This is a genomic window from Streptomyces durhamensis, from assembly GCF_000725475.1.
In the GTDB taxonomy this organism is placed as follows: domain Bacteria; phylum Actinomycetota; class Actinomycetes; order Streptomycetales; family Streptomycetaceae; genus Streptomyces; species Streptomyces filipinensis.
Genome location: NZ_JNXR01000017.1, coordinates 85,847 through 109,345, shown reverse-complemented (window position 1 = coordinate 109,345; position 23,499 = coordinate 85,847). Strand labels below are relative to the sequence as shown.

The window sequence follows — 23,499 nt, the reverse complement described above, 5'->3', positions numbered from 1 at the left end:
CGTCGCCGCCACCCGCACCGCCCTGGCCTGCGACGAGGCCGAGCGCGCCTGGGAGTACCTCAAGCCGCTCTGTCTCGGCGACCGCTACATCAACCGTGCCGGGCTCGGATACGCCTCCGAGTCACCCGACACGAACCTCACGAAGGGCGCCCAGCCCTCGCGGGCCACGGCGAAGGGCGGGCGGGCCAGGTCCTTGGAGTCCCGTACATGGACGGCCTGCTCGGTGGCGGCGACCTCCACACAGTCATCGCCCGAGCTACCGCTATAGGTTGACTTGAACCAGGCGAGTTCCGGCGCGCTCATGTCTCTCCTCGCAGTCGCTCCAGCAAGGCCCAGGAATCCTTGCGGTGCAGGGCCTGCGACCGCAGTGTGTCATAGCGCTGCTGGAGAACTCTCACCTCTTTCGAGTCGCCGATCAGCCGCCCGCTCTCCTGGCCCTCCGAGTATGCGAGTCGACGCCCCTCGGGGGTCTCCAGTAGACGCAGAGGCCCATCCATGCACGAGTGGTACTCGGCTTCCAGCGGCATGATCTGCAACGTCACATTGCGAGGCAACGTGTGCTCCAGGACGTGGTTCAGCTGCTCGCGCCATACCTCGGCACCACCCAGCCTCCGTCGCAGGACCGCTTCCTCGACGATGAAGTGGAACGGAACTGTCGGACGCTCATACAGCATCCGCTGCCGCTCCATCCTCGCCTCAACCTGAGCTTCCAACTGCTCATCCGTCAGCAGCGGAATCCGGTTCTCGAAGAGTGCCCGCGCATACGCCTCCGACTGCAACAACCCCGGCACCAGCCGGCACTCGTACGTGCACAGGCTCACCGCTTCCCGCTCCAGCCGAGCCCACCGCCGGAACCACGCCGCGAGCCCCACCTCACCCCGGCTGAGATGACGAGCGGCCCTACGCAGCGCCCCGGTGTTGCCGGTTGCCTCCTCCGCGCGCTCGACGAACGCCTCGTCCGGCATCCGTCGCCCCAACTCCACCGACTCCACCGTGTGCTTGGAGTACTGGACGACAGCCGCAAGCTCTCCCCGGCTGAGCCCCGCATGCTCGCGTAACGCCTGGACGACCGCACCGAATGTACGCAGACTGTCCGACGGACGGGGTTCCCGCTCCCACTCCCCCGCCGGAACCGTCCGGGCGCCTACGCCCGTGGCCCCCTCCGCCTCGACGATGTCCATCCGCCGCCCCTCTCTCCAGCCGCACGGGCCCGCACACATTCAACACTCAGCGTGACGGCCGGGCACGCGTACTGTCCACTCCCCGTGCCCGTACGCTGACTCCGCGTACGGGGTCCAGGGCTCGCAACGCCCCGCAGCTGACGCCACTCTGGCGCCATGAACCAACCCGCTCCCCAACTCACCACCTGCCCAGTCACCTTCACGCAGCTGCTCTCCTCCACACGGCGCGGCGCTCGGCTCGCCCGGCTGCTCACCCTGAGCCAATTCCAGTCCTGGGCCGCCCCACAGGACCTCACGGAGCGTGCCGAGATCGTCGTCGCGGAGCTTGCGGCGAACGCCGTACTCCACGGCAGCCTGCCCGGTCGTAGCTTTCGACTGACCCTCGCGTTCGAGGCGTCATCCCGTCTCCTCCGCGTCGACGTCACCGACGCGCGCGGGGACAGGTGGCCGCAGGGCCGTCCCCTGAGCGCCGCATCTGACACGCCACTCCACACCAGCGGGCGCGGCCTCTCGCTCGTCGCCGCCGTCGCCGACCACTGGGAGACGCTCCCCTATCCGCCCAGTGGCAAGACCGTTCGGGCGGAACTGGTCGGTCCGGCCTGAAAGCGCCTGGCGAAAACCAGTCATCCGACTCCATCGTGTGTTGACGTCGCCAACAGGTAGGGTGAGCGCGTTCACGCAGGCCTCGCTCATTCCGGAAGGTCGCCCATGCCGCAGCTCGACCGCCTCCCCGGCACTCCCGAGTTCCGCATCAAGCTCCCCAAGGAGGCCGGCGAGGCCCGCGGACACCTGCTCACCGAGTTCGGCGACAACGGCACGCACAAGTTCCTCCTGCTGGAGGGGTCGGCAGTGGTCGCCGAGGCGTGGCCGGGTCTCGGCGACCACGCGCGTCGGCTGCGCGCCGAACTGCGCACGAACGGAGGGTTCGCCGACGCTCCCGCCGACCTCACCCGGCCCGAGGCACCACCGCATTGGGTGGCGACCCGGGACATCGAGTGCAACTCCTCCTCGGCCGCCGCCGCTCTCGTCTACGGTTACGCCGCGTCCGGACCCGAGTCGTGGCGCACGGCGGAGGGCCACCCGCTCGCCGACTACCTGTCCACCGGCTGGCGCCCCCCACGCAAGGCGTGGCTGGTGCGCGGCTCCAACGTCTCCGGGCACAACCTGGTGCGACAGCTGTGGTTGAAGGAGGGCTTCATCTCCCTCGCGGCCGCCCATCTGCCGCCCGTGGAAGAGACCGATCCGACCAAGAGCACGCTTCGCCGCTTCGTGGAGGAGGGCTACGAAGGGGCGGCCTCCTACAGCCAGAAGCGAGGTCTCGTCGACGAACTGCACGCTTTCCTGACGCAGATGCGCGTCGGCGACACCGTCGCCACCATCGGCGACGGCCGGCTGCACATCGGGCGAATCACCGGGGAGGCCGTGCAGAACTCGTCGCCGGGCGGACTGTCCAATCTGCGCAGGACCGTCATCTGGCTGCCGCAGAGCCATGCGTACGAGGAACTGCCGGAAGAGGTGCAGCAGAAGCTGTCCGTTCAGCATGACGTCGTCGACCTGACCGCCGTACTGGACGCGCTCGACGGGCTCACAGGGCAGACGGAACGCACGGCCCCGGCGGCTGCCGGCGGCGCGGGCGAGCACCCCGCCGAAGAACGGCCGGTGCAGCGAGAGCTGTCACTGCCCCACATCACCGAGGCGCTCGCGACCGACCTTCTCGTCCACGACCGATCCTGGCTGGACGAGATACGTGAACTTCTCGTGGACGAGAGGCAGTTGGTGTTCTACGGCCCACCGGGCACCGGCAAGACCTTCCTGGCGATGAGGCTGGCCGAGTACTTCGGTGGCGGTCCCGAGCAGGTCAAGATCGTGCAGTTCCATCCCTCGTACGCCTACGAGGACTTCTTCGAGGGGTTCCGGCCCGTGGAGGACCCCGAGACGCGTGAGGTGGCCTTCCGGCTGACGGCGGGCCCGCTCCGGGAGCTCGCCGATCTCGCCTCCCGCGAGGGCAACCGGCACATCCCGCACTTCCTGATCATCGACGAGATCAACCGTGCCAATCTGGCGAAGGTCTTCGGCGAGCTGTACTTCCTCCTGGAGTACCGGACGAAGTCGGTCCGTCTCACCTACTCCGGGGACGACTTCGCACTGCCGCCCAACCTCTTCGTGATCGGCACGATGAACACCGCCGACCGGTCGATCGCCCTCGTCGACGCGGCGATGCGGCGCCGTTTCGCGTTCGTGGAGCTGTCCCCGCGCACCGAACCGACCGCCGGCCTGCTCGCGCGCTGGCTGGAGCGCGAGGGCAGACAGCTGGAGCCCGCCCGCCTTCTCGACGCCCTCAACTCCCTCATCGACGATGCCGACTTCGCCATCGGGCCGTCGTACCTGATGAAGCCGGGCGTGTACCGCGACGGCGGGCTCGAACGGACCTGGCGCACGAAGATCCTTCCTCTGCTGGAGGAACACCACTACGGCGAGGGCCTCGACGTCGCCGCCCGCTACGGCCTCGACTCCCTGCGCGAGCAGCGCCCGTGACCGTGCCCGACGTCTCGCTCCGCGAATACGGGCCCGCCGTCTCCGTCCCGCTGAGCACCGAGGCCGGGCGGGTGCTGGCCGCCTCCGGCATCCTGCAGAGCGCGACCCCCGATCCCCGCCGGAGCGGGCACTGGCTCCTGCGGGCCGGCAGCCGCGTCGGCGCCGTGCGCACACCCGGCGGTCCCGTCGTACGGATCATGCCCAAGACCCCGGTGAGCCGGCTGTTCTTCCTTCTCGGGTTCAGCCTCGACCCCGCCCGCGCCTGGCGGGACAGCGGGGAGGGCACCGTCGACACCGGCGCGTACGACGACGTCGTCCCCGCACTCGCGCACGCGGTGGAGCGGCAGCTGGACGGAGCACTGCGGCAGGGGATCCTCCAGGGCTACCGGGAAGTGGAGGAGTCCGCGCTGGTCGTGCGCGGGCGGCTGCGTGAGGCCGAGCAGATCCGGCGGCACTTCGGCCGTACGCCGCCCGTGGAGATCGGCTACGACGCGTACACCGTCGACACCGCCGAGAACCGCATCCTGCGCGCCGCCGCCGAGCGGTTGCTGCGGCTGCCGGGCGTTCCCGGTCCCCTCCGGCGGCGCCTCGCTCATCAGCGTGTACGTCTCGCCGATGTTCTGCCGCTGATACGGGGGCAGGAACTGCCGCGTTGGCAGCCGTCGCGCCTCAACTCCCGGTACCAGCCCGCGCTGCGGCTCGCCGAAGCCGTCCTGCGCGGCTCCTCGCCGGAGCACCGGCCGGCCGGGGGCGATCCGCTCGCCGTGGACGGCTTTCTGCTCGACATGAACAAGCTGTTCGAGGACTTCGTCACATCCGCCCTGCGCGAGGCTCTTCGGGAGCGCGGCCTGACCGCGCGTCTCCAGGACCCCCATCACCTCGACCTCGCGGGTCTCGTACGCATCCGGCCCGACCTGGTCGTCCGTACCGGCGACGGCCGTACTCCGCTGGCCGTCGTCGACGCCAAGTACAAGGTCGAGAAAGCCGACGGACTCCTGAACGCCGACCTGTACCAGGCGCTCGCCTACGCCACCGTGCTCGGTCTGCCCGAGGCGCATCTCGTGTACGCCGCCGGACGACAGCCGGAGCGCTTCCATGAGGTGCGGGGAACGGCGGCGGGGCCGGGCGGGCGGGGCGTGCGGCTGTACCAGCACAGTCTCGACCTCTCCCGCGAGCCCGTACAACTCCTCACAGCGCTCCGGGAGATCGCCGGTCGGCTGACCGTGAGCGCCCTCCGTTCGTGATCACCCATAACCAGCTTGCGGAAAGGAAGCGACCTCATGTCGTTTCTTCCGCACGTCGCCTGATCGGCCGCACGGCGCGGTTCCTCATTCCTCCGGTGCCAGGGCGCCCGTGGCGAGACCGTCACGGGCGACCTCGGCAAGCTGACGGCTCAGCTCATCGACCTTGCGCATCCCTTCCTCGAAGGCGGTCAGGGCCCGGAAGGCGGAACCGTACCGGCGCTGCTCGTCGATGCCCATCCGGGGGATTCGTGAACCCCGGCCGTCCAACCGATAGGACCCGCTGGCGCTCGTGGACCTGCGGGCGTTGGCGGAGCTGCGCAGGAATCCTTGCAGATAGTCCGTGTCGAGCTGCTCGCTGGCCGAGACCGGCTCCGGACCGTCGTACGCCACGAGCCCGGCGCGGGCGAGATCCGCGACGCTGGTGGTGGCGCCGTCCAGCGAGCCCGGGCCGCCGCCCGGGACAAGCCCGGGCAGAAGGGCGGCGAGTCGGCGGACCTGGTCCTCCAGTTCCTTGCGCAGGTCAGCGTACTCACCGGGGAAGTCGCGGTGCCGGGAACGGAGATGGTTCCCAGGTGTCAGGTCGACGGTGTCGTCGAGGAGTTCGATCAGCGGTACGTCGGCGACCTGGTCGGAGCGTGGTTCCAGATCCCCGTCGGGGCTGTTGTCCGTCAGGTCGACCATGCGCACGGTGTGGCCGGTGTCGGCGACTCCCGGGCTCACGGGACGCTGCAGACACCACAGATGGACAGGCAGGGCGTGCGAGGTCGCCGTCCCCGGTGGCAGGGCGATGACTTGGCGCACGATGCCCCTGCGTACGAGTTCCGCCCGGATGCGGCGACCCGCCTTGCGGTAGGCGACCGAGGCCGGCATGACCATGAGGACATGGCCGCCGGGCGCGGTGTGCGCATAGGCGTGCTGGAGCCACGCGAGCTCCCCTTCGGCCTTGGACGGGGTGCCGAGATCCCAGCGGGCGTCGAGCAGCAGCTCCTCCCGCCCCCACTCGGTCACGCCCGCTGGTGGGTCACAGACGACCAGATCGGCCTTGAGGTCCGGCCATTGATCCGCGCGCAGAGAATCACCTGACACGATGCGCACGCCTGATCGGCCCAGGAGGTCGGCCCGGAGCTGTGCGAAGCGAGCGCCGTCGGCATCCATCTCCTGGCCACGGCAACGCATCCCGGCCTCGGAAGCGAGGGACAGAAGCAGTACCCCGATTCCGCAGGCAGGATCGAAGACCGTGGCGTCGGACGCCAGCTCCGGAGCGAAGTGGCACACGGCACGCACCACGCGCTCGGGGGTCACCTGGTCGGAACCCGTACGCCGAGCGGAGTCCATGAACCGATCGGTCAGTCCGTTGACGAGGTCGACGGGCGATTCGGTCTGCGCGAGTCCCTGTACCCGGGTGACGACGTCATCCGGCAGCCCGGGGCCGGTCTCCCCTGCCAGCACCGCGGCGACCTGCGCCAAGCCCTCGACCATCTGCTCCCCGTACACGGCCCGCATGGCCTGCCACAACTCGACCTCGGGGGACACCTCCTGGCCTTTTCGTTGTCTGTCCAGCCACTCCTGGACCTCCGCGAGCGCGTAGAGCGGACTGTTCGCACCACCTCCCGCCGGCGCGGGGAAGTCGTCGTACCGCCGACGCCAGTTGGAGACAGCAGCCCGAGTGACTCCGGCCAGCCGAGCGATCTCGGCGCCGGTGACCAGGGGGGCGACCGGTGGAGCGGCATTGTCCGTCATAGCCCCACCGTACACGGACCGCCGCCAACCCGCTAGAAAATGACACGTTGACGACGTACACATAAGACCGCTGTGAAGGTATACGCTCCTCCGGGGATGTAGCGGGAGGTGCCCGCCTCGCACGCTAGCGGGTGAACCGGGAGGGCCAGTGGACGGGGAGACGGTCGACGGAGCCTACTCGCACCGCCGGGTGCACGAGGCCGACGACGAGATCGTCCGCGGCCTGAAGGCCGTCCCGCAGGAGCCCGCCGACGTCCTCGGCGTGTACGTCCACCTGCCGCAGCCAGCGTCTACTGTCTCCGGAGCCGAAGCCTGATGCCCGCCGCCGCCACCCGCACCGCCCTGGCCTTCACCGCCGTCACCACGGTCGGCGGACTGCTCCCCGCCGACATGCTGCTGCGCATCGCCGAGGCCCGGAACCTGCCGGGCACCCAGCCCGCCGACTACGGCCTGCCCGCCTCGGTCCCCGTGCGCGACGAGGCCGAGCGCGCCTGGGAGTACCTCAAGCCGCTCTGGCGCGACCTGCGCACGGCCCTGCCCTCCGACCCGGCCACCGGAGCGCCCGCCGCCGACCCGACCGGCCGGGCCGGCACCGACTGGCTCGCCCAGCTCTTCCGCAAGCTGGACTTCGGGGCGCTCAGGGAGGTCGACCCGGACGGCATCCCCGCCGACTCCGACCCGGACAAGCGGTTCCCGGTCTCCCACCACCACGGCCCGGCCCTGGTCCATCTGCTGCCGTGGAACCAGGAGCTGGACAGACGACCGGCCCCCGGCCAGGTACCGGCGCAGTCGATGCTCCAGGACTGCCTCAACCGCACCGAGGCCCACCTGTGGGCGGTCCTCTCCAACGGCCGCCGGCTGCGTCTGCTGCGCGACTCCTCGTCCTTCTCCACCGCGGCCTACGTCGACTTCGATCTGGAAGCCCTCTTCGACGGCGAGCTGTTCAGCGAGTTCGTGCTGCTGTACAGCCTGCTGCACGCCTCCCGGTTCACGGTGCCGCAGGGGGCGGCGGCTTCCGGGTGCTGGCTGGAGAAGTGGCGGACGGTCGCCATCGAGTCCGGCAGCCGGGCGCTCGACCACTTCCGCGACGGCGTCCAGGCGGCCCTCACCGTCCTCGGCACGGGGTTCCTGAGCCACCCGCACAACACCGCGCTCCGCGAGCGCCTGGACGTCCACGCCTTCCATACGGCGCTGCTGCGGCTCGTGTACCGCATGATCTTCCTCTTCGTCGCCGAGGACCGGGACGCCCTGCTGGATCCCGGGGCGGACGAACGGACCCGCGAGCGTTTCGCCCGCTACTTCTCCACGGCCCGGCTGCGCCGCCGTGCCCTGCGCCGCCTGGGCACGAACCACGACGACGAGTACCGCGCCCTGGAGCTGCTGATCGACGCGCTGGGCTCCGAGGAGGGCCGCCCCGAGCTGGGTCTGCGGGGTCTCGGCGGCCTCTTCGACAGCACCCCAGCCGACGGGCCGCTGCGCGGTGCGCGGCTGGCCAACCGCCATCTCTTCGAGGCCGTCAAGCATCTGGCGCGGGTGCGCGACGCGGGCTCCGCCCGCTGGCGTCCCGTCGACTACCTGCACATGGGCGCCGAGGAACTCGGCTCGGTGTACGAGGCGCTGCTGGAGCTGGTGCCGAAGCACAGCGCCGCCGACCGCACCTTCGAACTGGTCGACCGCATCGGCAACGACCGCAAGCGGACCGGCAGTTACTACACCCCGAGCGCGCTCACCGAGACCCTGCTCGACTCGACGCTGAACCCGGTGATGGACGACGCCGTCCAGCGCGGGGAGCGGCGGGCGAGCGCCGAGGGACGCCCCGAGGCCGACACGATCGTCGAGGAACTGCTGTCCCTCACGGTCTGCGACCCCGCGTGCGGGTCGGGCCACTTCCTCGTGGCGGCGGCCCGCCGTATCGCGAAGCGCGTGGCGGCCGTCCGTGAGCGCAACCCCGAGCCCACGGCCGGGGCCGTGCGGCACGCCCTGCACGAGGTCGTCGCGCGCTGCGTGTACGGCGTGGACCTCAACCCCATGGCCGTCGAGCTGGCCAAGGTCTCCCTCTGGCTGGAGGCCATGGAGCCCGGCCGCCCCCTCGGCTTCCTCGACTCCCGCATCAGGCACGGCAACGGCCTCGTCGGGGCGACCCCGGCCCTGCTGCGGGACGGCATCCCGGACCGGGCGTTCAAGAGGGCCGAGGGCGACGACGAGGCCTGGGCTCGGTCGCTGCTGCACCGCAACGCACTCGAACGCGGGGGTCAGGGCGGCCTGTTCGACGTCGAGACGGAGACGAAGGTCGCCAACGCCTCGTTCGCCCGCGGGCTGCGCCGGATCACCGCGTCCCCGGCCGACAGCCTCACCGACGTCCGCCGCAAGGAGGCCGCCTACCGCGACTGGTCGACCTCGGCCGAGTACCTGCACGCCCTGCACCTGGCGGACGCCTGGTGCGCGGCGTTCGTGTGGGTCAAGCGCGAGGACGCGCCGCCGGCCGTCACCCACAAGGTGTTCCGGGGGCTGCAGGACCCCGGGGGCGACGCGGCGCCGCGCTCGACGCACGACGAGATCGTGCGCCTGCGCGACCAGTACGCCTTCTTCCACTGGCACCTGGAGTTCCCCGAGATCTTCCGGGTCCCGGAGGACGGCGACGCGTCGGCGGACCCGGGCGCGGTCGACCCGGTGACGGGGTGGGCCGGCGGGTTCTCGTGCGTGGTGGGCAACCCGCCCTGGGACAAGGTCGACTTCGAGGACAAGAAGTACTTCAGCGTGGTCGCCCCCGAGATCGCGGAGATCTCCGGCACGGCCCGCCGTACCCGCATCGCCGAGTGGGAGCGGGAGCATCCGGAGGCCGGCAGGCGGTACCGGGAGGCGCGGCGCGCGGTCAAGGGGACGTTCCACTTCGCGGGGGACTCGGGGGTGTTCCCGTTGTGCGCGAAGGGGCTGACGGTCAAGGGGGTCAACTCCCTGCAGACGGACACGCTGTTCGCCGAGCGGATGGCGGGCGTGGCCGCCCCCGAGGGGCGGTTCGGTCTGATCCTGCCGACGGCGGTCGCGACCGGCGCGGGCTCCCAGTACCTGTTCGGCGACTTCACCCGGCGGGGGGTCCTGGCGTCGCTGTACGACTTCGAGAACCGCCGCCCGAAGTCGCCCGCGCTGCCCAGGGGCGGCAAGTGGTTCGAGAGCGTGGACTCCCGCTACAAGTTCTGTCTGCTCTCCCTGACCGGCCGCGCCGCGCGCGCGGACGCCAGCCGCGTCGGCTTCTTCCTGTCCGACCTCACGGATCTGGAGGACCCGCGGCGGCTGTTCGCCCTGGACCCGGAGGACCTGGCCCGGATCAACCCCAACACGGGCACCCTCCCGGTGTTCCGCACGCAGCGCGACGCGGACATCACGGCCGCAGTGTACCGGCGGCTGCCGGTGCTGTGGCACGAGGGACGCCCGGACGGCAACCCGTGGGGCATGGCCTTCAAGCGCCTGTTCGACATGACCGACGACTCCGACCTCTTCCGCAGCCGCGAGCGGCTCGAAGGCGAGGGCTGGGAGCTGCGGGGCAACGTCTTCGAGCGGCGCGGGGAGCGGATGCTGCCGCTGTACGAGGCGAAGATGGTGGACTTCTTCAACCACCGGGCCGCCGACGTGGTCAAGAGCCCGACCGCCGTCACCCGTCAGAACCAGCCCAGGTACCTGTCCGCCGAGGAGCTGCGGGATCCCGGGCGGCCGGCGCTGCCGCTCCACTGGATCCAGCGCGACGGCACGGTGCCCACCCGCCGCAACTCCAGGGACGTCCAGGTCAAGGGGATCGAGCCGCGCCTCGCCGAGGAGGGCTGGGACCGCGACTGGCTCTGCGGCTGGTGCGACGTCACCGCCTCGACGAACGAGCGCACCGCCATCCCCGCCTTCCTCCCGCGCACGGCCGTCGGCCACAAGTTCCCCCTGATGATGCCGCGCGTGACCCCTCCCCTGGTCGCGGCGCTGGTCGCCGCTCAGTCCTCCCTGGTCTTCGACTTCATCAGCCGCCAGAAGATCGGCGGCACGAGCATGGGGCTCTTCATCTGGAAGCAGCTCCCCGTGCCCACCCCCGACGCCCTCGCACCCCATCTGCCGTTCCTTCTCCCCCGTGTCGTGGAACTCGTCCACACCGCCCACGACATGACGCCGCTCGCCCGGGACCTGGGTGACGAGGGGGGACCGTTCCGGTGGGACGAGGACCGCCGCGCGCAGCTGCGCGGCGAACTGGACGCGTACTTCTTCCATCTGTACGGAATCTCCCGCGAGGACACCGACTACGTCCTGGAGTCCTTCCGGACGGAGTCGGGCGGTCTGAGGAACAACGAGATCGCCGCGTTCGGCGAGTACCGCACCAAGCGCCTGGTCCTCACCGAGTACGACCGCATGGCCGGCGCCGGCCTGACCCTGAGGACCCCGCTCACCGAGGCCGGGTCCGGCACGTACCGCTCCCCCCTCACCCCGCCGCCCGGCCGGGGTCCCCGTCACAGCTGATCCCGGAAGGTCGGCCTGGTACCGCTGAAACGGGTACCTGTTGACAACATACACAGACGGCATCGGCCATGTGAACGTTTCATGGAGCCACCGGAGGCGGCCTCGGCCGGGCGCCGGGTGCGGCGGTCGCGGGGACTGCTGTTCGGGTGATTCACGCCGCGCCCCGTTCGGGCGCGTGACCAAGGAATACGGACGCCCGGCGCAATTCTTCGCGCCCGGGGCGATCTACGAGGAGTGGCAGCCTCACGGCTGTCTGCCCACACTGAATATGCCGGTTCGCATCAGGAAAGAGCCAGCCACCGGCGTTTCACACGTCCTCCAGGAGATCGCATGGTGGAGCAGTCCTCCGAGGTCCATATATCCGGTCCGGACGAACCTGCCGTCACCTTGAGCGACAGCGGACCGGACGCCAGGGAGACCGAACGCAGACTCGCGGAGGCACTGGCCGACGTGACAGGCGCCGCGCAGGTTCCGGTCGACGGTCATTTCTTCACCGACCTCGGCGCCAATTCCCTGGTCATGGCCCAGTTCTGCGCACGGATAAGGAAAAGGCCGGATCTGCCCTCGCCGTCCATGAAGGACATCTACCGGTACCCCACCGTCCGCAGCCTGGCCGCGGCCCTCCGACCGGCCGCTCCCGCGCCCGCCGCGGCGGCGCCGTCGCAGGACGTGGCGGCGCCGGCTCCCCGGGAGCACGGAAAGCGGCGGAGTCATACTCTCTGCGGCACCTTCCAGTTGCTGTTCTTCCTCGGCTACTCCCTTGTCTCCGGGTTCGTCACCGCAGCCGGATACGAGTGGATCGCCACCGGCTCGGGCATCGCCGACATCTATCTGCGGTCGCTTCTGTTCGGGGGCATCGCGTTCATCGCCCTGTGCGCCTTCCCGGTCGCCGCGAAATGGCTCCTCGTCGGCCGCTGGAAACCGGGCGAGTTTCCCGTGTGGGGCCTGACGTATCTGCGCTTCTGGCTCGTCAAGGTGCTGCTCCACGCGAATCCGATGGTCTTCCTCACCGGAACTCCGCTGTACGTGCTGTATCTGCGGGCCCTCGGCGCGCGGATCGGCAAGGGAGTCACGATCCTCTCCCACTCGGTACCGGTCTGCACCGACCTGCTCACGATCGGCGCCGGCACGGTGATCCGCAAGGACTCGTTCCTCCTCGGATACCGGGCACACGAGGGACGCATCCAGACCGGCCGGATCACCCTCGGCCGGGACGTGTACATCGGTGAGAAGACCGTCCTGGACATCGACACCTCGATGGGCGACGGCGCTCAGCTCGGTCACGCCTCCGCCCTGCACCGCGGCCAGGCGGTCCCGGACGGTGAGCACTGGCACGGCTCGCCGGCGGAGCCCACACAGATCGACTACGTGCGGGTCGCGCCGGCCAGGTGCGGTACCGCGCGCCGGGCCTGGTTCGGCTGCGGGACGCTGGTGCAGCTGTTCCTCCTGTACATTCCGCTGGCCGTCGGCGGTGTGTACATGCTGTTCCTGGAGGTACCGGCCATCGGCAACCGGCTCGACCCGCAGACGGCCCCGCTGAAGCGGTCCGAGCTGATCCCCGACGCGCTGGAACTCTCGCTCGTCCTGTTCTTCGGCTTCGTCGTCCTCGGCCTGGTCGCCCTGTACACGGTTCCGCGGCTGCTGAGCCTGGCCGTCAGACCCGACCGGGTCTATCCGCTCTACGGATTCCACTACGCGGTCCACCGGGCGTCGGCCCGCATGACGAACATCAAGTTCTTCGCGTGGCTGTTCGGTGACAGCTCCTACATCGTCCACTATCTGCAGGGCCTCGGTTACGACCTGTCACGGGTCGAGCAGACCGGGTCGAACTTCGGCACCGAGGTGCAGCACGAGACCCCGTTCCACGTCTCCGTCGGCAGCGGCACGATGGTGGCCGACGGACTGTCCGTCATCAACGCGGACTACTCCGGCACGTCCTTCCGGGTGTCCACCGCGACGATCGGGCCGCGCAACTTCCTCGGCAACAACATCGCCTACCCCGCGGGCGGCAGAACAGGGGCCAACTGTCTGCTGGCGACGAAGGTGATGGTCCCCCTCGACGGCGAGGTCCGCGAGGACGTGGGGCTCCTCGGCTCACCGTGCTTCGAGATCCCCCGGTCGGTGGAACGTGACGCACGGTTCGACGACCTCAGGACCGGCGACGCGCTGCGCCGCAGTCTCGCCGCGAAGAACCGCTACAACCTTCGCTCGATGGCCGTCATGCTGTTCGCGCGCTGGCTGCACACCTTCGCCCTCACCCTGTTCGGGCTCGCGTCGGCGGACCTGTACGGAGTGCTCGGCCATGTGGTGATCGCCGGGTACCTGGCCGTCACGCTCGCGTTCAGCACCCTGTACTTCGTCCTGGTGGAGCGCTGCATCGCGTGGTTCCGTGGCCTGCGGCCCCGGTTGTGCTCCATCTACGACCCGTACTTCTGGTGGCACGAGCGCCTGTGGAAGGTGCCGGACCACTACCTCAACCTCTTCAACGGAACGCCCTACAAGGCCCTCGTCTGGCGGCTGCTCGGCGTACGCATCGGCCGCAGAGTGTTCGACGACGGCTGCTACCTGACCGAGCGCACGCTCACCACCATCGGCGACGACTGCACCCTCAACGCCGGGAGCAAGATCCAGTGCCACTCGCAGGAGGACGGCACCTTCAAGTCCGACCGCTCCACGCTCGGCGCCGGCTGCACGCTGGGCGTCGCCGCCCATGTGCACTACGGCGTGACCATGGGAGACGGTGCGGTACTGGCACCCGATTCCTTCCTCATGAAGGGCGAGGAAGTCCCCCCGAACGCCCAGTGGGGTGGCAATCCCGCCGTGGACATGTCCGAGGCCGACCAGCGGCTCCCCGGTACCGGCCGGGCCACGCCGACAGTAAACGCCCGTGCGGCGACCGTGAGCTGAGGAAGGACGTCCGATGGGAACGCGCGTGGAGACGGACCGGCCGGAGCGGGAGTTCTGGAACCGGGTGCTGACCGCCGGCGGTGCCACCGCCGTGCCCCGCTGGGCACAGGAGCCGGTGGCCGGAACGGCCGAGCAGGAGACGGCGGTCCCGGACGACGTGGCGGACGCGGTCCGCGCACTGGTGCGGCGGTCGGGCGTGCCGATCAGCGCGCTGCTGCTGGCGGCGCACGCCAAGGTGCTGGCCGCACTGTCCGGCGAGCAGGAGGTGGTGACGGGGTACACCGCCGGCGTGCACGGCGAGCCGCTGCCCTGCCGTCTGACCGTCTCCCCGGGATCCTGGCGGGACCTGGTGGCGGCCACCGAGCACACCGAGGCGGAGCTCCTCGCGGCCCGGGAATATCCGGTGGCGGAGCTGCGCCGGGAGCTGGGGCTGACGGAGCCGTCGTACGAGGTCGTGTTCGGGCCCATGGGCGACGACGAGGCTCACGTCGACGACGGTGTGCTGCACGTGCGCTGGTGCGACCGGGGCGGACGGCTGATGCTGCGTCTGAGGTTCCGCACGGACGTGCTGGACACCGCGGCCGCGGCCCGGATCGGCGGCTACCACCTGGCGGCGCTGCGGTCGATGGCGGCGGACGTGCACGCCGACCACACGCGGCAGAGTCTGCTGTCGGCGGACGAGAGGCAGGAGCAGCTGGAGGGGCTGGCCGGCCCCCGCAGGCCGCTGCCGGACGCACGGGCGCACGAACTCTTCGAGCAGCGGGTACGGGCGCATCCGCAGGCGGTGGCGGCCGTGCACGGCGAGCAGGAGTGGACGTACGGAGAGCTCAACCGGCGCGCGAACCGGCTGGCGCGGGCGCTGCTGGCACGGGGGCTGGGCCCGGAGGACGTGGTCGCCGTCGTCACCGAACGCAACCTCGACTGGCTGGCGGCGACGCTGGCGGTGTTCAAGGCGGGGGGCGCGTATCTGCCGATCGAGCCGCACTTCCCGGCCGGCCGTGTCACGGCAACGTTGTCGCGGGCGGGGTGCCGGCTGGTCCTGACCGAATCCGGCAGCACCCACACCCTCGACCAGGCGCTGGACAGTCTGCCCGGATGCGAGAAGCTGCTGATCGACGCGGCGTACGCGGAACCGCACGACGACGGCGACCTCGGCACCCCGATCGACGCCGGCCGGCTCGCCTACATCTACTTCACCTCCGGCTCCACCGGCGAGCCCAAGGGGGCGATGTGCGAGCACGCGGGCATGCTCAACCATCTCCACGCCAAGATCGACGACCTCGGCATCGGCGAGGGCGTGGTCGTGGCGCAGACGGCGCCGCAGTGCTTCGACATCTCGCTGTGGCAGCTGATCTCGGCGCTGCTGGTCGGCGGCCGGACCCTGCTGGTCGAGCAGGACGTGATCACGGACGTGGAGCGCTTCGTGGACACGCTCGAACGCGGCCGGGTCGGCGTGGCCCAGGTGGTGCCCTCCTATCTGGAGGTCGTGGTCTCCTACCTGGAGCGGCACCCGCGCGCGCTCCCGGACCTGCGGTGCGTGTCGGTGACCGGGGAGGCGCTGAAGCGGGAGCTGGTGCAGCGCTGGTTCGCGGTCCAGCCGGGCATCCGGCTGCTCAACGCCTACGGCCTGACAGAGACCTCGGACGACACCAACCACGAGGTCCTGGACGCCGTACCCGACCGGGTGCTGCTGGGACGCCCGGTGGGCAACGTGCGCGTCTACGTCGTGGACGAGCGGCTGTCCCTGGTGCCGCTGGGCGCCCCGGGGCTGATCGCGTTCTCCGGTGTCTGCGTGGGCCGGGGGTACGTCAACGATCCCGAGCGGACCCGCGAGGCGTACCGGACGGACCCGTACCGGCCCGGCGAACGGCTCTACCTGGGCGGTGACTGGGGGCGCTGGCACCCCGGCGGCAAGCTGGAGTTCCTCGGCCGGCGGGACAACCAGGTCAAGATCCGGGGCTTCCGGATCGAGATCGGCGAGATCGAGAACTCCCTGCTGCGGGTGGACGGCGTCCGGGACGGCGCGGTGGTCGTCGCCGAGCGGGCCGGCGGGAGCAAGCAGCTGATCGCCTTCTACACCGGCACCCGGCAGTCGCCGCAGGCGCTGCGCGAGGCGCTCGGGGCGGCACTGCCCGGCTACATGGTCCCGTCGGCCTTCCACTGGCGGGACGGGCTTCCGCTGACCGCCAACGGCAAGACCGACCGCAAGGCGCTGACCCGGATGGCGGAACAGACGGTGCCGGCCTCCGAGGAGGACCGGGCGGACGGGGCGGACGGGGCGGGCGGGGACCTGCTCAGCCCGACCGAGCGGAGACTGGCGGCGGCCTGGGCCGAGCTGCTGGGGGTGCCCGAGCGGCGGATCGGCCGCAGAGACCACTTCTTCGACTCCGGCGGCACCTCCCTGACCGCGGTCAGACTCAGCATCGCGCTCGACCGGGCGGTGTCCCTGAAGGACATCACCCGGCACCCGGTGCTCGCCGACCTGGCCGCCCTCCTGGACGGCACGGCCCGGCGGCGCCCGGAGCTGCTGCAGCCGCTGACGACGGCGGGCGGTACGCCGGAGTGCGCCCTGGTGTGCTTCCCCTACGCGGGTGGCAACGCGGTCAACTACCAGCCGGTGGCGAGCGCGTTGGCGGGCAGCGGCATCGCGGTCCTCGCGGTGGAGCTGCCCGGCCACCACCTGGCCGCGCACCGCGAGCCGTTCGCGCCGATCGAGCAGGTCGCCGAGCAGGTCGCCGCCGAGATCACGGCGCGCGGCATCGGCCGGGTCATGCTGTGGGGCCACTCCTCGGGCGCCGCGCCGGCCGTCGAGACGGCCAGGCGGCTCCAGGAGCGCGGTGTGCGGGTGACGCGGGTGTTCCTCGCCGCGCACCTGCTCGGCAGCGCCGCCGACCGCACCGCCGCCATCGCCGACCTGGCGAGCCGGAGCGACGACGAGATCGCGGCGCGGCTGGCCGCGGACGGCGGCTACACCGAACTCGCGGAACTGAACGAGCAGCACGCCCGGCACATCGGCGCCGCCTACCGGCACGACTGCCTGTCCGCGCACGCCTACTTCCGCGCCGCCCTGGAGAACCCGCCGCCGGTGAAGCTGGCCGCCCCCGTCCTGGCGGTCGTCGCCGCCGACGACCCGTACACGGACGGCTACCGGCACCGGCACCGGGACTGGCTGCTCCTGGCTGAACACGTCGATCTGTACGAACTGGCCGACGGGGGCCACTACTTCCCGCGCACCCGTCCGGCCGAGGCGGCACAGGCCGTCCTCAGCGCGGCCGTCCCCCTTGCCTCCTCCTGAATCCCGTCCACCAAGCAGGCGGTCGACCGAAAGGAAACCGAGATGCCGTCCTCATCCCTGGCATCACCCCCCGACGTGGAGTTGCGGCCCGACCGGCCGGCACTGCTGCGCGTCGACGCCCCGGGCGACGCCCCGAGCTGGGCAGCCGAGCACCGCGAGGCGCTGCGTGCGCTGGTCACCGAGCACGGGGCGCTGGTCGTCCGCGGCCTCGGGCTGCGGGACCCGGACACCGTCGGTGCCGTCTTCGCGCGTCTGGCCGGTGACCTCATGACGGAGCGGGAGGCGTTCGCCCCGCGCGAGGCGCACGGCCCCGGGCTGTACTCCTCGACACCCTGGCCGGCCAACCAGCCGATGTGCATGCACCACGAGCTGAGCTACCCGCTGCAGGTGCCCGGTCTGATGCTGTTCGCGTGCCTGACCGCACCCGAGCAGGACGGGGCGACCGCGGTGGCCGACGCCGAGGAGGTCCTGCGGGCGCTGCCCACCGGGCTCACCGAACGGTTCGAGCGGGAGGGCTGGCTGCTGACCCGCTCCTACAACGACGAGATCGGCGCGTCGCTGGCGGAGTCGTTCGGCACCGCCGACCGCGCCGGGATCGAGCGCTACTGCCGGGCCAACGCCATCGACTTCACCTGGCTGGCCGACGGGTCGCTGCGCACCGAACAGCGCCGCAGCGCCGTCGTACGGCATCCGGTCACGGGCCGGCGCTGCTGGTTCAACCAGATCGCGTTCCTCAACGAGTGGACGCTGGCCCCGGAGGTGCGCGAGTACCTGGTGGACATCTACGGCCCGGACGGCCTGCCGTTCAACACCCGTTACGGCGACGGCAGTCCGATCGGCGAGGACGTCGTCCAGCTGCTCAACAGCACCTACGAGGCGCACACCCGGCGCGCGCCCTGGCAGGCCGGTGATCTGCTGCTCGTGGACAACATCCGCACCGCGCACAGCAGGGAGCCCTTCACCGGAGAGCGGCAGGTCCTGGTCGGCATGGGCGAGCCCGTGCGCCTGGCCGACGCCCTCCCGACCCCGGAGGCGAGCGAGCGATGACCGATGTGCTGTCGACCACCGCCCAGCCGGCCGTGCCCGGCCGGCCCTCGGTGCCGGCGTTCGCGGTGATCTCCGGCGAGCAGGTGCAGCGTGCGCTGAGCGGGCGCGAGGAGCAGCTCGTGGAGCTGGTCGAGACCGCCTACCGGCTGCATGGCGCCGGGGACTCGGTGAACCCGCCGTCGTACTTCCTGCGCTTCCCCGACCGCCCCAGCGCGCGGATCATCGCGCTGCCCGCCTCCATCGGCGGGCCGGTCCGGGTGGACGGCCTGAAGTGGATCTCCAGCTTTCCGGAGAACGTGAGCCACGGGCTGCCGCGGGCCTCCGCGGTGCTCATCCTCAACGACCACGACACGGGCTACCCGTTCGCCTGTCTGGAGAGCTCGATCATCAGCGCCACCCGGACGGCGGCGTCCGCGGCGCTGGCGGCCGACTGGCTCAGCCGGCACCGGACCCGCCCCCGCCGGGTGGGATTCTTCGGCACGGGACTGATCGCCCGTTACATCCACACCTTCCTGGCGGGCACCGGCTGGTCCTTCGACACGGTCGGTGTGCACGACGTGTCCCGGGACAGCGCCGACGGCTTCCGCGGCTACCTGCGGCAGTCCGGCACCACCGCACAGGTCACCGTCCACGACCGCGCAGAGGACCTCGTCCGGGAGAGCGACCTCGTGGTCTTCGCCACCGTCGCCGGTGAGCCGCACGTCACCGACCCGGCGTGGTTCACGCACAACCCGCTGGTCCTGCACGTGTCGCTGCGCGACCTCGCCCCGGAGATCCTGCTCGGCTCGGCCAACTTCGTCGACGACGTCGAGCACTGCCTGAAGGCCGACACATCCCCCCATCTGGTCGAACAGCGCACCGGGAACCGGGACTTCCTGAACGGGACGCTCAACGACGTGATGCTCGGACGGGCCGCACCGCCGACCGACCGGCCGGTGGTCTTCTCGCCCTTCGGACTCGGCGTCCTCGACCTCGTCGTCGGCAAGTACGTGTACGACGAGGTAGCCCGGGCGGGGGACCTCCGCCTCATCGACGACTTCTTCCACGACCTGCGCCGACATGGCTGAGGCCTCTGTCCTCGGCCGGGCACCAGGAGGCCCGCCGTGCCTGTCATTTCCGCTCCCTACGCCTTCAACGAGGGCCATCTCTTCGTCGACCTGGAGTCGATCTGCGGACGACCCCTCTATCTGAAGTGCGAGGGTTTCAACTTCGCCGGCTCCATCAAGCTGAAAGCCGCGAACGAGATGGTGGAGAGCGCCGAGCGTGACGGACTCCTGACGCCGGATTCCATCCTCGTCGAGTCCTCGTCCGGGAACCTCGGTGTCGCGCTCAGCATGATCGCCGCCAGCAAGGGCTACCGGTTCCTGTGTGTGACGGACTCCCGGTGCAACCTGTCGACCAGACTGCTGATGGAGGCGCTCGGCAGCGAGGTGCACGTCGTGGCCGACCAGGACTCCAACGGCGGATTCCTGGGGGTGCGCATCGAGTACGTCCGTGCCCTGTGCGCGTCCGACGACCGGTACGTCTGGCTCAGTCAGTACACCAACGCCGGGAACTGGGTGGCGCACTACCGCACCACCGCCCCGGAGATCGCCGCCGAGTTCCCGGAACTGGACGTCCTCTTCGTCGGGGCGGGCACCACGGGAACCCTGATGGGCTGCGCCCGCTGGTTCAGGCAGTGGCACCGGCCGGTGCGGATCGTCGCCGTGGACGCCGTGGGTTCGGTGGCGTTCGGCGGCGAGCCCGGCCGCCGCATGATCCCGGGCCTCGGTATGAGCATGCGCCCGCCGTTGCTCGACGAGTCCTATGTGGACGAGGTGCTCCGCGTGGAGGAGACGGACACCATCCGTATGTGTCACCGCATGGCCAGACGCGGTTTCCTGTTCGGCGGCTCCACCGGGACGGTGGTCAGCGGCGCGACGGACTGGCTGGCCCGGCACGACACCCGTGGCCTCACCGCGGTGGCCGTCGCGCCGGACCTCGGCGAGCGCTATCTCGACACCGTCTACCAGACCAACTGGCTGCAGGACCTGTACGGCGATCAGGTGCTGGACGGACTCGGCGCCGAAGAGGTACCGAGCGCCCCCCGGGAACCCAGGTCCGCGTCACGGGCGACGGGCCGCAGGCGAAGACCGTAGCGGAGCGGCGGCCCGGGGCCGCCACGGGATCCAGGTCGCCGTCAGCGTGACGACCAGGGCGGACGCGGCGACCGTGGCCATACCCGGGCCGAGGCCCGCCGCGCCCGCCACGAAGCCGATCAGGGCGGGCCCGGCCAGCAGGCCCGTCGTGCCCATCGCGGCGACCAGGGCGAGCGCCGGCGCGCCCCGGTCGGCGGCGGCGACGTACACGCACGGGGTCACGGCCGCCGCGCCGAGACCGACGCACGCGAAGCCGAGGAGCGTGGGCACGACCCCGCCCGTGAGCAGGGCGAGGGCCAGGCCGCCGGCGGCCACGGCGCTGCCGGTGCGGACCACGCGGCCGTCGCCCCAGCGGGTGCGCCAGCGGTCGGCGCACACCCGGGCCAGCAGCATCATCACCGAGACGACCGCGATGCCCAGCGGCGCGACCGTCGCCGAGGCCCTGACGACGTCCCTCAGGTAGAGCGTCGACCAGTCGTTCATCGCGCCCTCGGTGACGGTGCCGAAGGCCATCGCGCAGCCCATCAGCAGGGTCGTACCGGAGGGCAGGGCCCGGCTGCCCCGGCGCCTCGGCTCGTCCGGCGGCGCGGGCTCCCCGTGGCCGAGCAGGCCCGGGCGGGAGCAGACCAGCAGGAGCAGCAACAGGGCGCCGGCCGACGCGAAGTGGCCCGGAACGGAACCGGTGAGGGTCGTGACGCCGGAGGCCAGCAGGGCGGCGGTGAGCAGACCGGCGCTGAAGGTGGCGTGCAGCTGGGACATGACGGCGCGGCCGTACACCGTCTCCAGGGCGGCGCCCTGGGCGTTCATCGCGACGTTCAGGCAGCCGACCGCGACGCCGTCGGCGCACACGGCGAGGACCGCGAGCGGATAGTCCGGTACGACGGAGAGGGCGGCCAGTACGGCGAGCAGGCCGAGGGCGGAGGCGAGCGCCAGACGGCGGGAGCCGAGACGGCGCATCAGGACGGCGACCAGCGGGAAGGAGGCCGCCGCGCCGGCGCCGCAGGCCATCAGCAGCAGCCCCACCTCCCCGGCGCCCAGGTCCAGCCGGGTCTTGAGCGCGGGCAGGCGGGAGACCCAGGTGCCGTACTGGAAGCCGAGGAAGCAGAACAGCGCCGCGACGGACCACTTGGCGCGTGCGAAGGAGGGCGCGGGCATCAGCTCGCCTTCCGCAGGGCGGCGAGCCGCGCCGACATGTACACCGCGCCGCTGCCGTACCCGGCCGGCACGCGCGCCCGGTGGTGGGCGCGGTAGCCGTGGGCCCGCCAGAAGGGCTCCCGGCCGGCGAGGGCGATCAGCGACATGGTCGTGTAGCCGTGCGTGCGGGCCGCGTCCGTCAGGTGGCGGACCAGGCGGGTGCCGAGGCCGCTGCGCCGCAGGGGCGCGCTGACGACGAGGTCGTGCAGGTGGAGGTTGGAGTCGTGGAAGGAGCGGTGGCGGGGCCGCTCGGCCCGGGTCGGGTCGGGGCAGCGGAACATCGGGCAGGGCAGGGCGAGCACATAGCCCGCCGGCCGGCCGTCGAGGTCCAGGACGAAGCTGGTGCCCGCCGAGGCGCGGGTCCGCAGCACGGCCTCGCCCTCCGTCAGCGAGGTGCCGGCGTACGCCCCGGCCTCCAGGGCCGCGACCAGGGGCCAGTCGGCCTCGGTGATGCCCCGTACGAGGCCTGTCATGTCGGTGGTGTCCTTCGCTGTACGCCGGCGCCGCGTGTGCACACGCACGGCAGCGGGCTGATGCCGTTGAAGCCCTGGGTCATGTAGCTGGTGGCGTAGGCGCCGGCGGAGAGGATCCACACCGGGTCGCCGGAGGTGACGGACCGGGGCACGGGCACCGGGTGCCGGCCGCCGCCGTAGGCGTCGTCGCTGTCGCACGTGGGGCCGGCGACGACGGCGAGGACGTGCTCCTCGTCCCCGGTGTGCCCGGGGAAGACCATGTGGTGCGTCAACTGGTCCATCTCGTACAGGCCGTTGAACTTGCCGCAGCTGAGGTAGAGCCAGTGGACTTCGGTTCCGTCCGGCTGCCGGCGGCGTGTCAGGCGGGAAACATGGGCACGGACGGCCCCGTGGTCGGCGACCAGATGGCGGCCGGGCTCCATGACGAAGCCGAGCGGGGCGGGGCTGAGGGCGCGCAGGTGGTCCATGCCCTCGCGGAGCACGGTGAAGATCTTGTCCAGGGGCGGTTCGAGCGGGTTGCCGTGGAGGTCCCGGTAGCCGAGCGCGGGCAGGCCCCCGCCGAGGTTGACGTGGTCGGGTACGATCCCCCGCCCGGCCAGCGCCGTCAGGGTCCCGGCGAGCGTGTCGACGGCCTGCTGCCAGGCCTCGCCGGTCATCTGCTGGGAGCCGACGTGCACGGAAAGCCCGGCCGGGGTGAGGCCGGCCGCGCGGGCCGTTTCGAGCACGCGCACGGCGTCGTCGGGGGCGCAGCCGAACTTGCGGCTCAGGCCCCACAAGGCGCCTTCACCACGGGTGGCCAGGCGGCAGAAGACGCGGGCGCGGGGCGCGTGCGCGGCGATGGCGGTGACGTCCTCGATGCTGTCGGTGGCGAAGGTGCGGACACCCAGGCGGTGGGCTTCGGCGATGTCGTGGTCGGACTTGATGGTGTTGCCGTAGTGGACACGGTCCGGCTGCGCGCCGGCGTCGAGGGCTTGGGTGATCTCGGCGGGGCTCGCCGCGTCGAATCCCGCACCGCGGGTGGCCAGGCTGTGGAGGACCTCGTCGACGGGGCATGCCTTCACTGCAAAACGGATGTCGAGGCCGCCCAACTCGCTCTGCAGCGCGGTGAGTTGGCGCTCCACGCCGGTGAGGTCGTAGATGATGCGGTCCGTTTCGGCCGCGGCGAGGGGCTCGGCGAGTGCGCCCATGGACGTGCCGCGCGGTGCTGTCGGGCGGCCGCGGGTGTGGTGCGGCCGATCGCGCTCACGCGGCGGC

The 23,499-nt window shown here is 71.3% G+C and carries 15 protein-coding genes and 1 pseudogene; 10 read left to right on the top strand and 6 right to left on the bottom strand.

All coding sequences use genetic code 11. The features are described from left to right. Positions 1-84: 84 nt before the first annotated feature. Both IO33_RS0125965 and IO33_RS0125960 read right to left on the bottom strand, forming a co-directional pair. The gene (locus tag IO33_RS0125965; protein ID WP_031169165.1) at positions 85-303 is read right to left on the bottom strand and encodes a DUF397 domain-containing protein; all 219 of its coding nucleotides are present in this window, start codon (positions 301-303) and stop codon (positions 85-87) included. Then, the gene (locus tag IO33_RS0125960; RefSeq protein ID WP_031169163.1) at positions 300-1,181 is read right to left on the bottom strand and encodes a helix-turn-helix domain-containing protein; all 882 of its coding nucleotides are present in this window, start codon (positions 1,179-1,181) and stop codon (positions 300-302) included. The genes IO33_RS0125965 and IO33_RS0125960 overlap by 4 nt, the downstream gene beginning before the upstream one ends. Before the next feature lie 156 nt (positions 1,182-1,337). Between IO33_RS0125960 and IO33_RS0125955 the strand changes: the two genes are divergently transcribed. The 3 genes from IO33_RS0125955 (at position 1,338) to IO33_RS0125945 (ending at position 4,960) form a co-directional block, all read left to right on the top strand. Next, entirely contained in the window at positions 1,338-1,784 is a 447-nt protein-coding gene (locus IO33_RS0125955; RefSeq protein WP_031169161.1) for an ATP-binding protein, read from the top strand. A 105-nt stretch (positions 1,785-1,889) separates the two neighbouring features. Beyond that, a complete protein-coding gene (locus IO33_RS0125950) occupies positions 1,890-3,716 on the top strand; it encodes a DUF4357 domain-containing protein (protein WP_031169159.1) in 1,827 nt (608 codons plus the stop codon). Continuing rightward, on the top strand, positions 3,713-4,960 hold the full coding sequence (locus tag IO33_RS0125945) for an McrC family protein (protein WP_245235890.1): 1,248 nt from the start codon (positions 3,713-3,715) through the stop codon (positions 4,958-4,960). The genes IO33_RS0125950 and IO33_RS0125945 overlap by 4 nt, the downstream gene beginning before the upstream one ends. A gap of 84 nt (positions 4,961-5,044) precedes the next feature. Here IO33_RS0125945 and IO33_RS0125940 read toward each other — a convergent pair whose 3' ends face one another. After that, positions 5,045-6,700: an N-6 DNA methylase gene (locus IO33_RS0125940; RefSeq protein WP_031169154.1), complete on the bottom strand. Its 1,656-nt coding sequence runs from the start codon at positions 6,698-6,700 to the stop codon at positions 5,045-5,047. A 148-nt stretch (positions 6,701-6,848) separates the two neighbouring features. Here IO33_RS0125940 and IO33_RS50510 point away from each other — a divergent pair, with 148 nt between their 5' ends. The 7 genes from IO33_RS50510 to sbnA all read left to right on the top strand — a co-directional run bounded on the left by IO33_RS50510 (position 6,849) and on the right by sbnA (position 20,578). After that, the gene (locus IO33_RS50510; RefSeq protein WP_157857903.1) at positions 6,849-7,016 is read left to right on the top strand and encodes a hypothetical protein; all 168 of its coding nucleotides are present in this window, start codon (positions 6,849-6,851) and stop codon (positions 7,014-7,016) included. After that, positions 7,016-11,191, top strand: coding sequence for an Eco57I restriction-modification methylase domain-containing protein (locus tag IO33_RS0125930; RefSeq protein ID WP_031169152.1), 4,176 nt, complete (start codon positions 7,016-7,018; stop codon positions 11,189-11,191). The genes IO33_RS50510 and IO33_RS0125930 overlap by 1 nt, the downstream gene beginning before the upstream one ends. Before the next feature lie 330 nt (positions 11,192-11,521). Continuing rightward, complete coding sequence (locus tag IO33_RS0125925; RefSeq protein WP_031169150.1) at positions 11,522-14,098, top strand: Pls/PosA family non-ribosomal peptide synthetase; 2,577 nt, start codon at positions 11,522-11,524, stop codon at positions 14,096-14,098. A 13-nt stretch (positions 14,099-14,111) separates the two neighbouring features. Next, positions 14,112-17,393, top strand: coding sequence for a non-ribosomal peptide synthetase (locus IO33_RS0125920; RefSeq protein ID WP_031169148.1), 3,282 nt, complete (start codon positions 14,112-14,114; stop codon positions 17,391-17,393). 42 nt (positions 17,394-17,435) lie between these two features. Further along, entirely contained in the window at positions 17,436-18,440 is a 1,005-nt protein-coding gene (locus IO33_RS0125915; protein ID WP_031169146.1) for a TauD/TfdA family dioxygenase, read from the top strand. After that, on the top strand, positions 18,437-19,507 hold the full coding sequence (gene sbnB / locus IO33_RS0125910; protein WP_031169144.1) for a 2,3-diaminopropionate biosynthesis protein SbnB: 1,071 nt from the start codon (positions 18,437-18,439) through the stop codon (positions 19,505-19,507). Before IO33_RS0125915 ends, sbnB begins: the two co-directional genes overlap by 4 nt. A 36-nt stretch (positions 19,508-19,543) precedes the next feature. Beyond that, positions 19,544-20,578, top strand: coding sequence for a 2,3-diaminopropionate biosynthesis protein SbnA (gene sbnA, locus IO33_RS0125905; protein ID WP_031169142.1), 1,035 nt, complete (start codon positions 19,544-19,546; stop codon positions 20,576-20,578). On the opposite strand, the pseudogene IO33_RS0125900 reads toward sbnA, so the two are convergent. From IO33_RS0125900 to IO33_RS0125890, 3 genes and pseudogenes are all read right to left on the bottom strand, one after another. Next, a pseudogene (locus tag IO33_RS0125900) lies at positions 20,546-21,775 on the bottom strand (MFS transporter); the annotation flags it as partial. The gene sbnA and the pseudogene IO33_RS0125900 overlap by 33 nt on opposite strands. Next, the gene (locus IO33_RS0125895) at positions 21,733-22,245 is read right to left on the bottom strand and encodes a GNAT family N-acetyltransferase (protein ID WP_031169138.1); all 513 of its coding nucleotides are present in this window, start codon (positions 22,243-22,245) and stop codon (positions 21,733-21,735) included. The gene IO33_RS0125895 and the pseudogene IO33_RS0125900, both read right to left, overlap by 43 nt. Continuing rightward, positions 22,242-23,432 carry a type III PLP-dependent enzyme gene (locus tag IO33_RS0125890; RefSeq protein WP_031169136.1) on the bottom strand — a complete coding sequence of 397 codons (1,191 nt, stop codon included), beginning with the start codon at positions 23,430-23,432 and terminating at the stop codon, positions 22,242-22,244. Before IO33_RS0125890 ends, IO33_RS0125895 begins: the two co-directional genes overlap by 4 nt. Between the last annotated feature and the right edge of the window lie 67 nt (positions 23,433-23,499).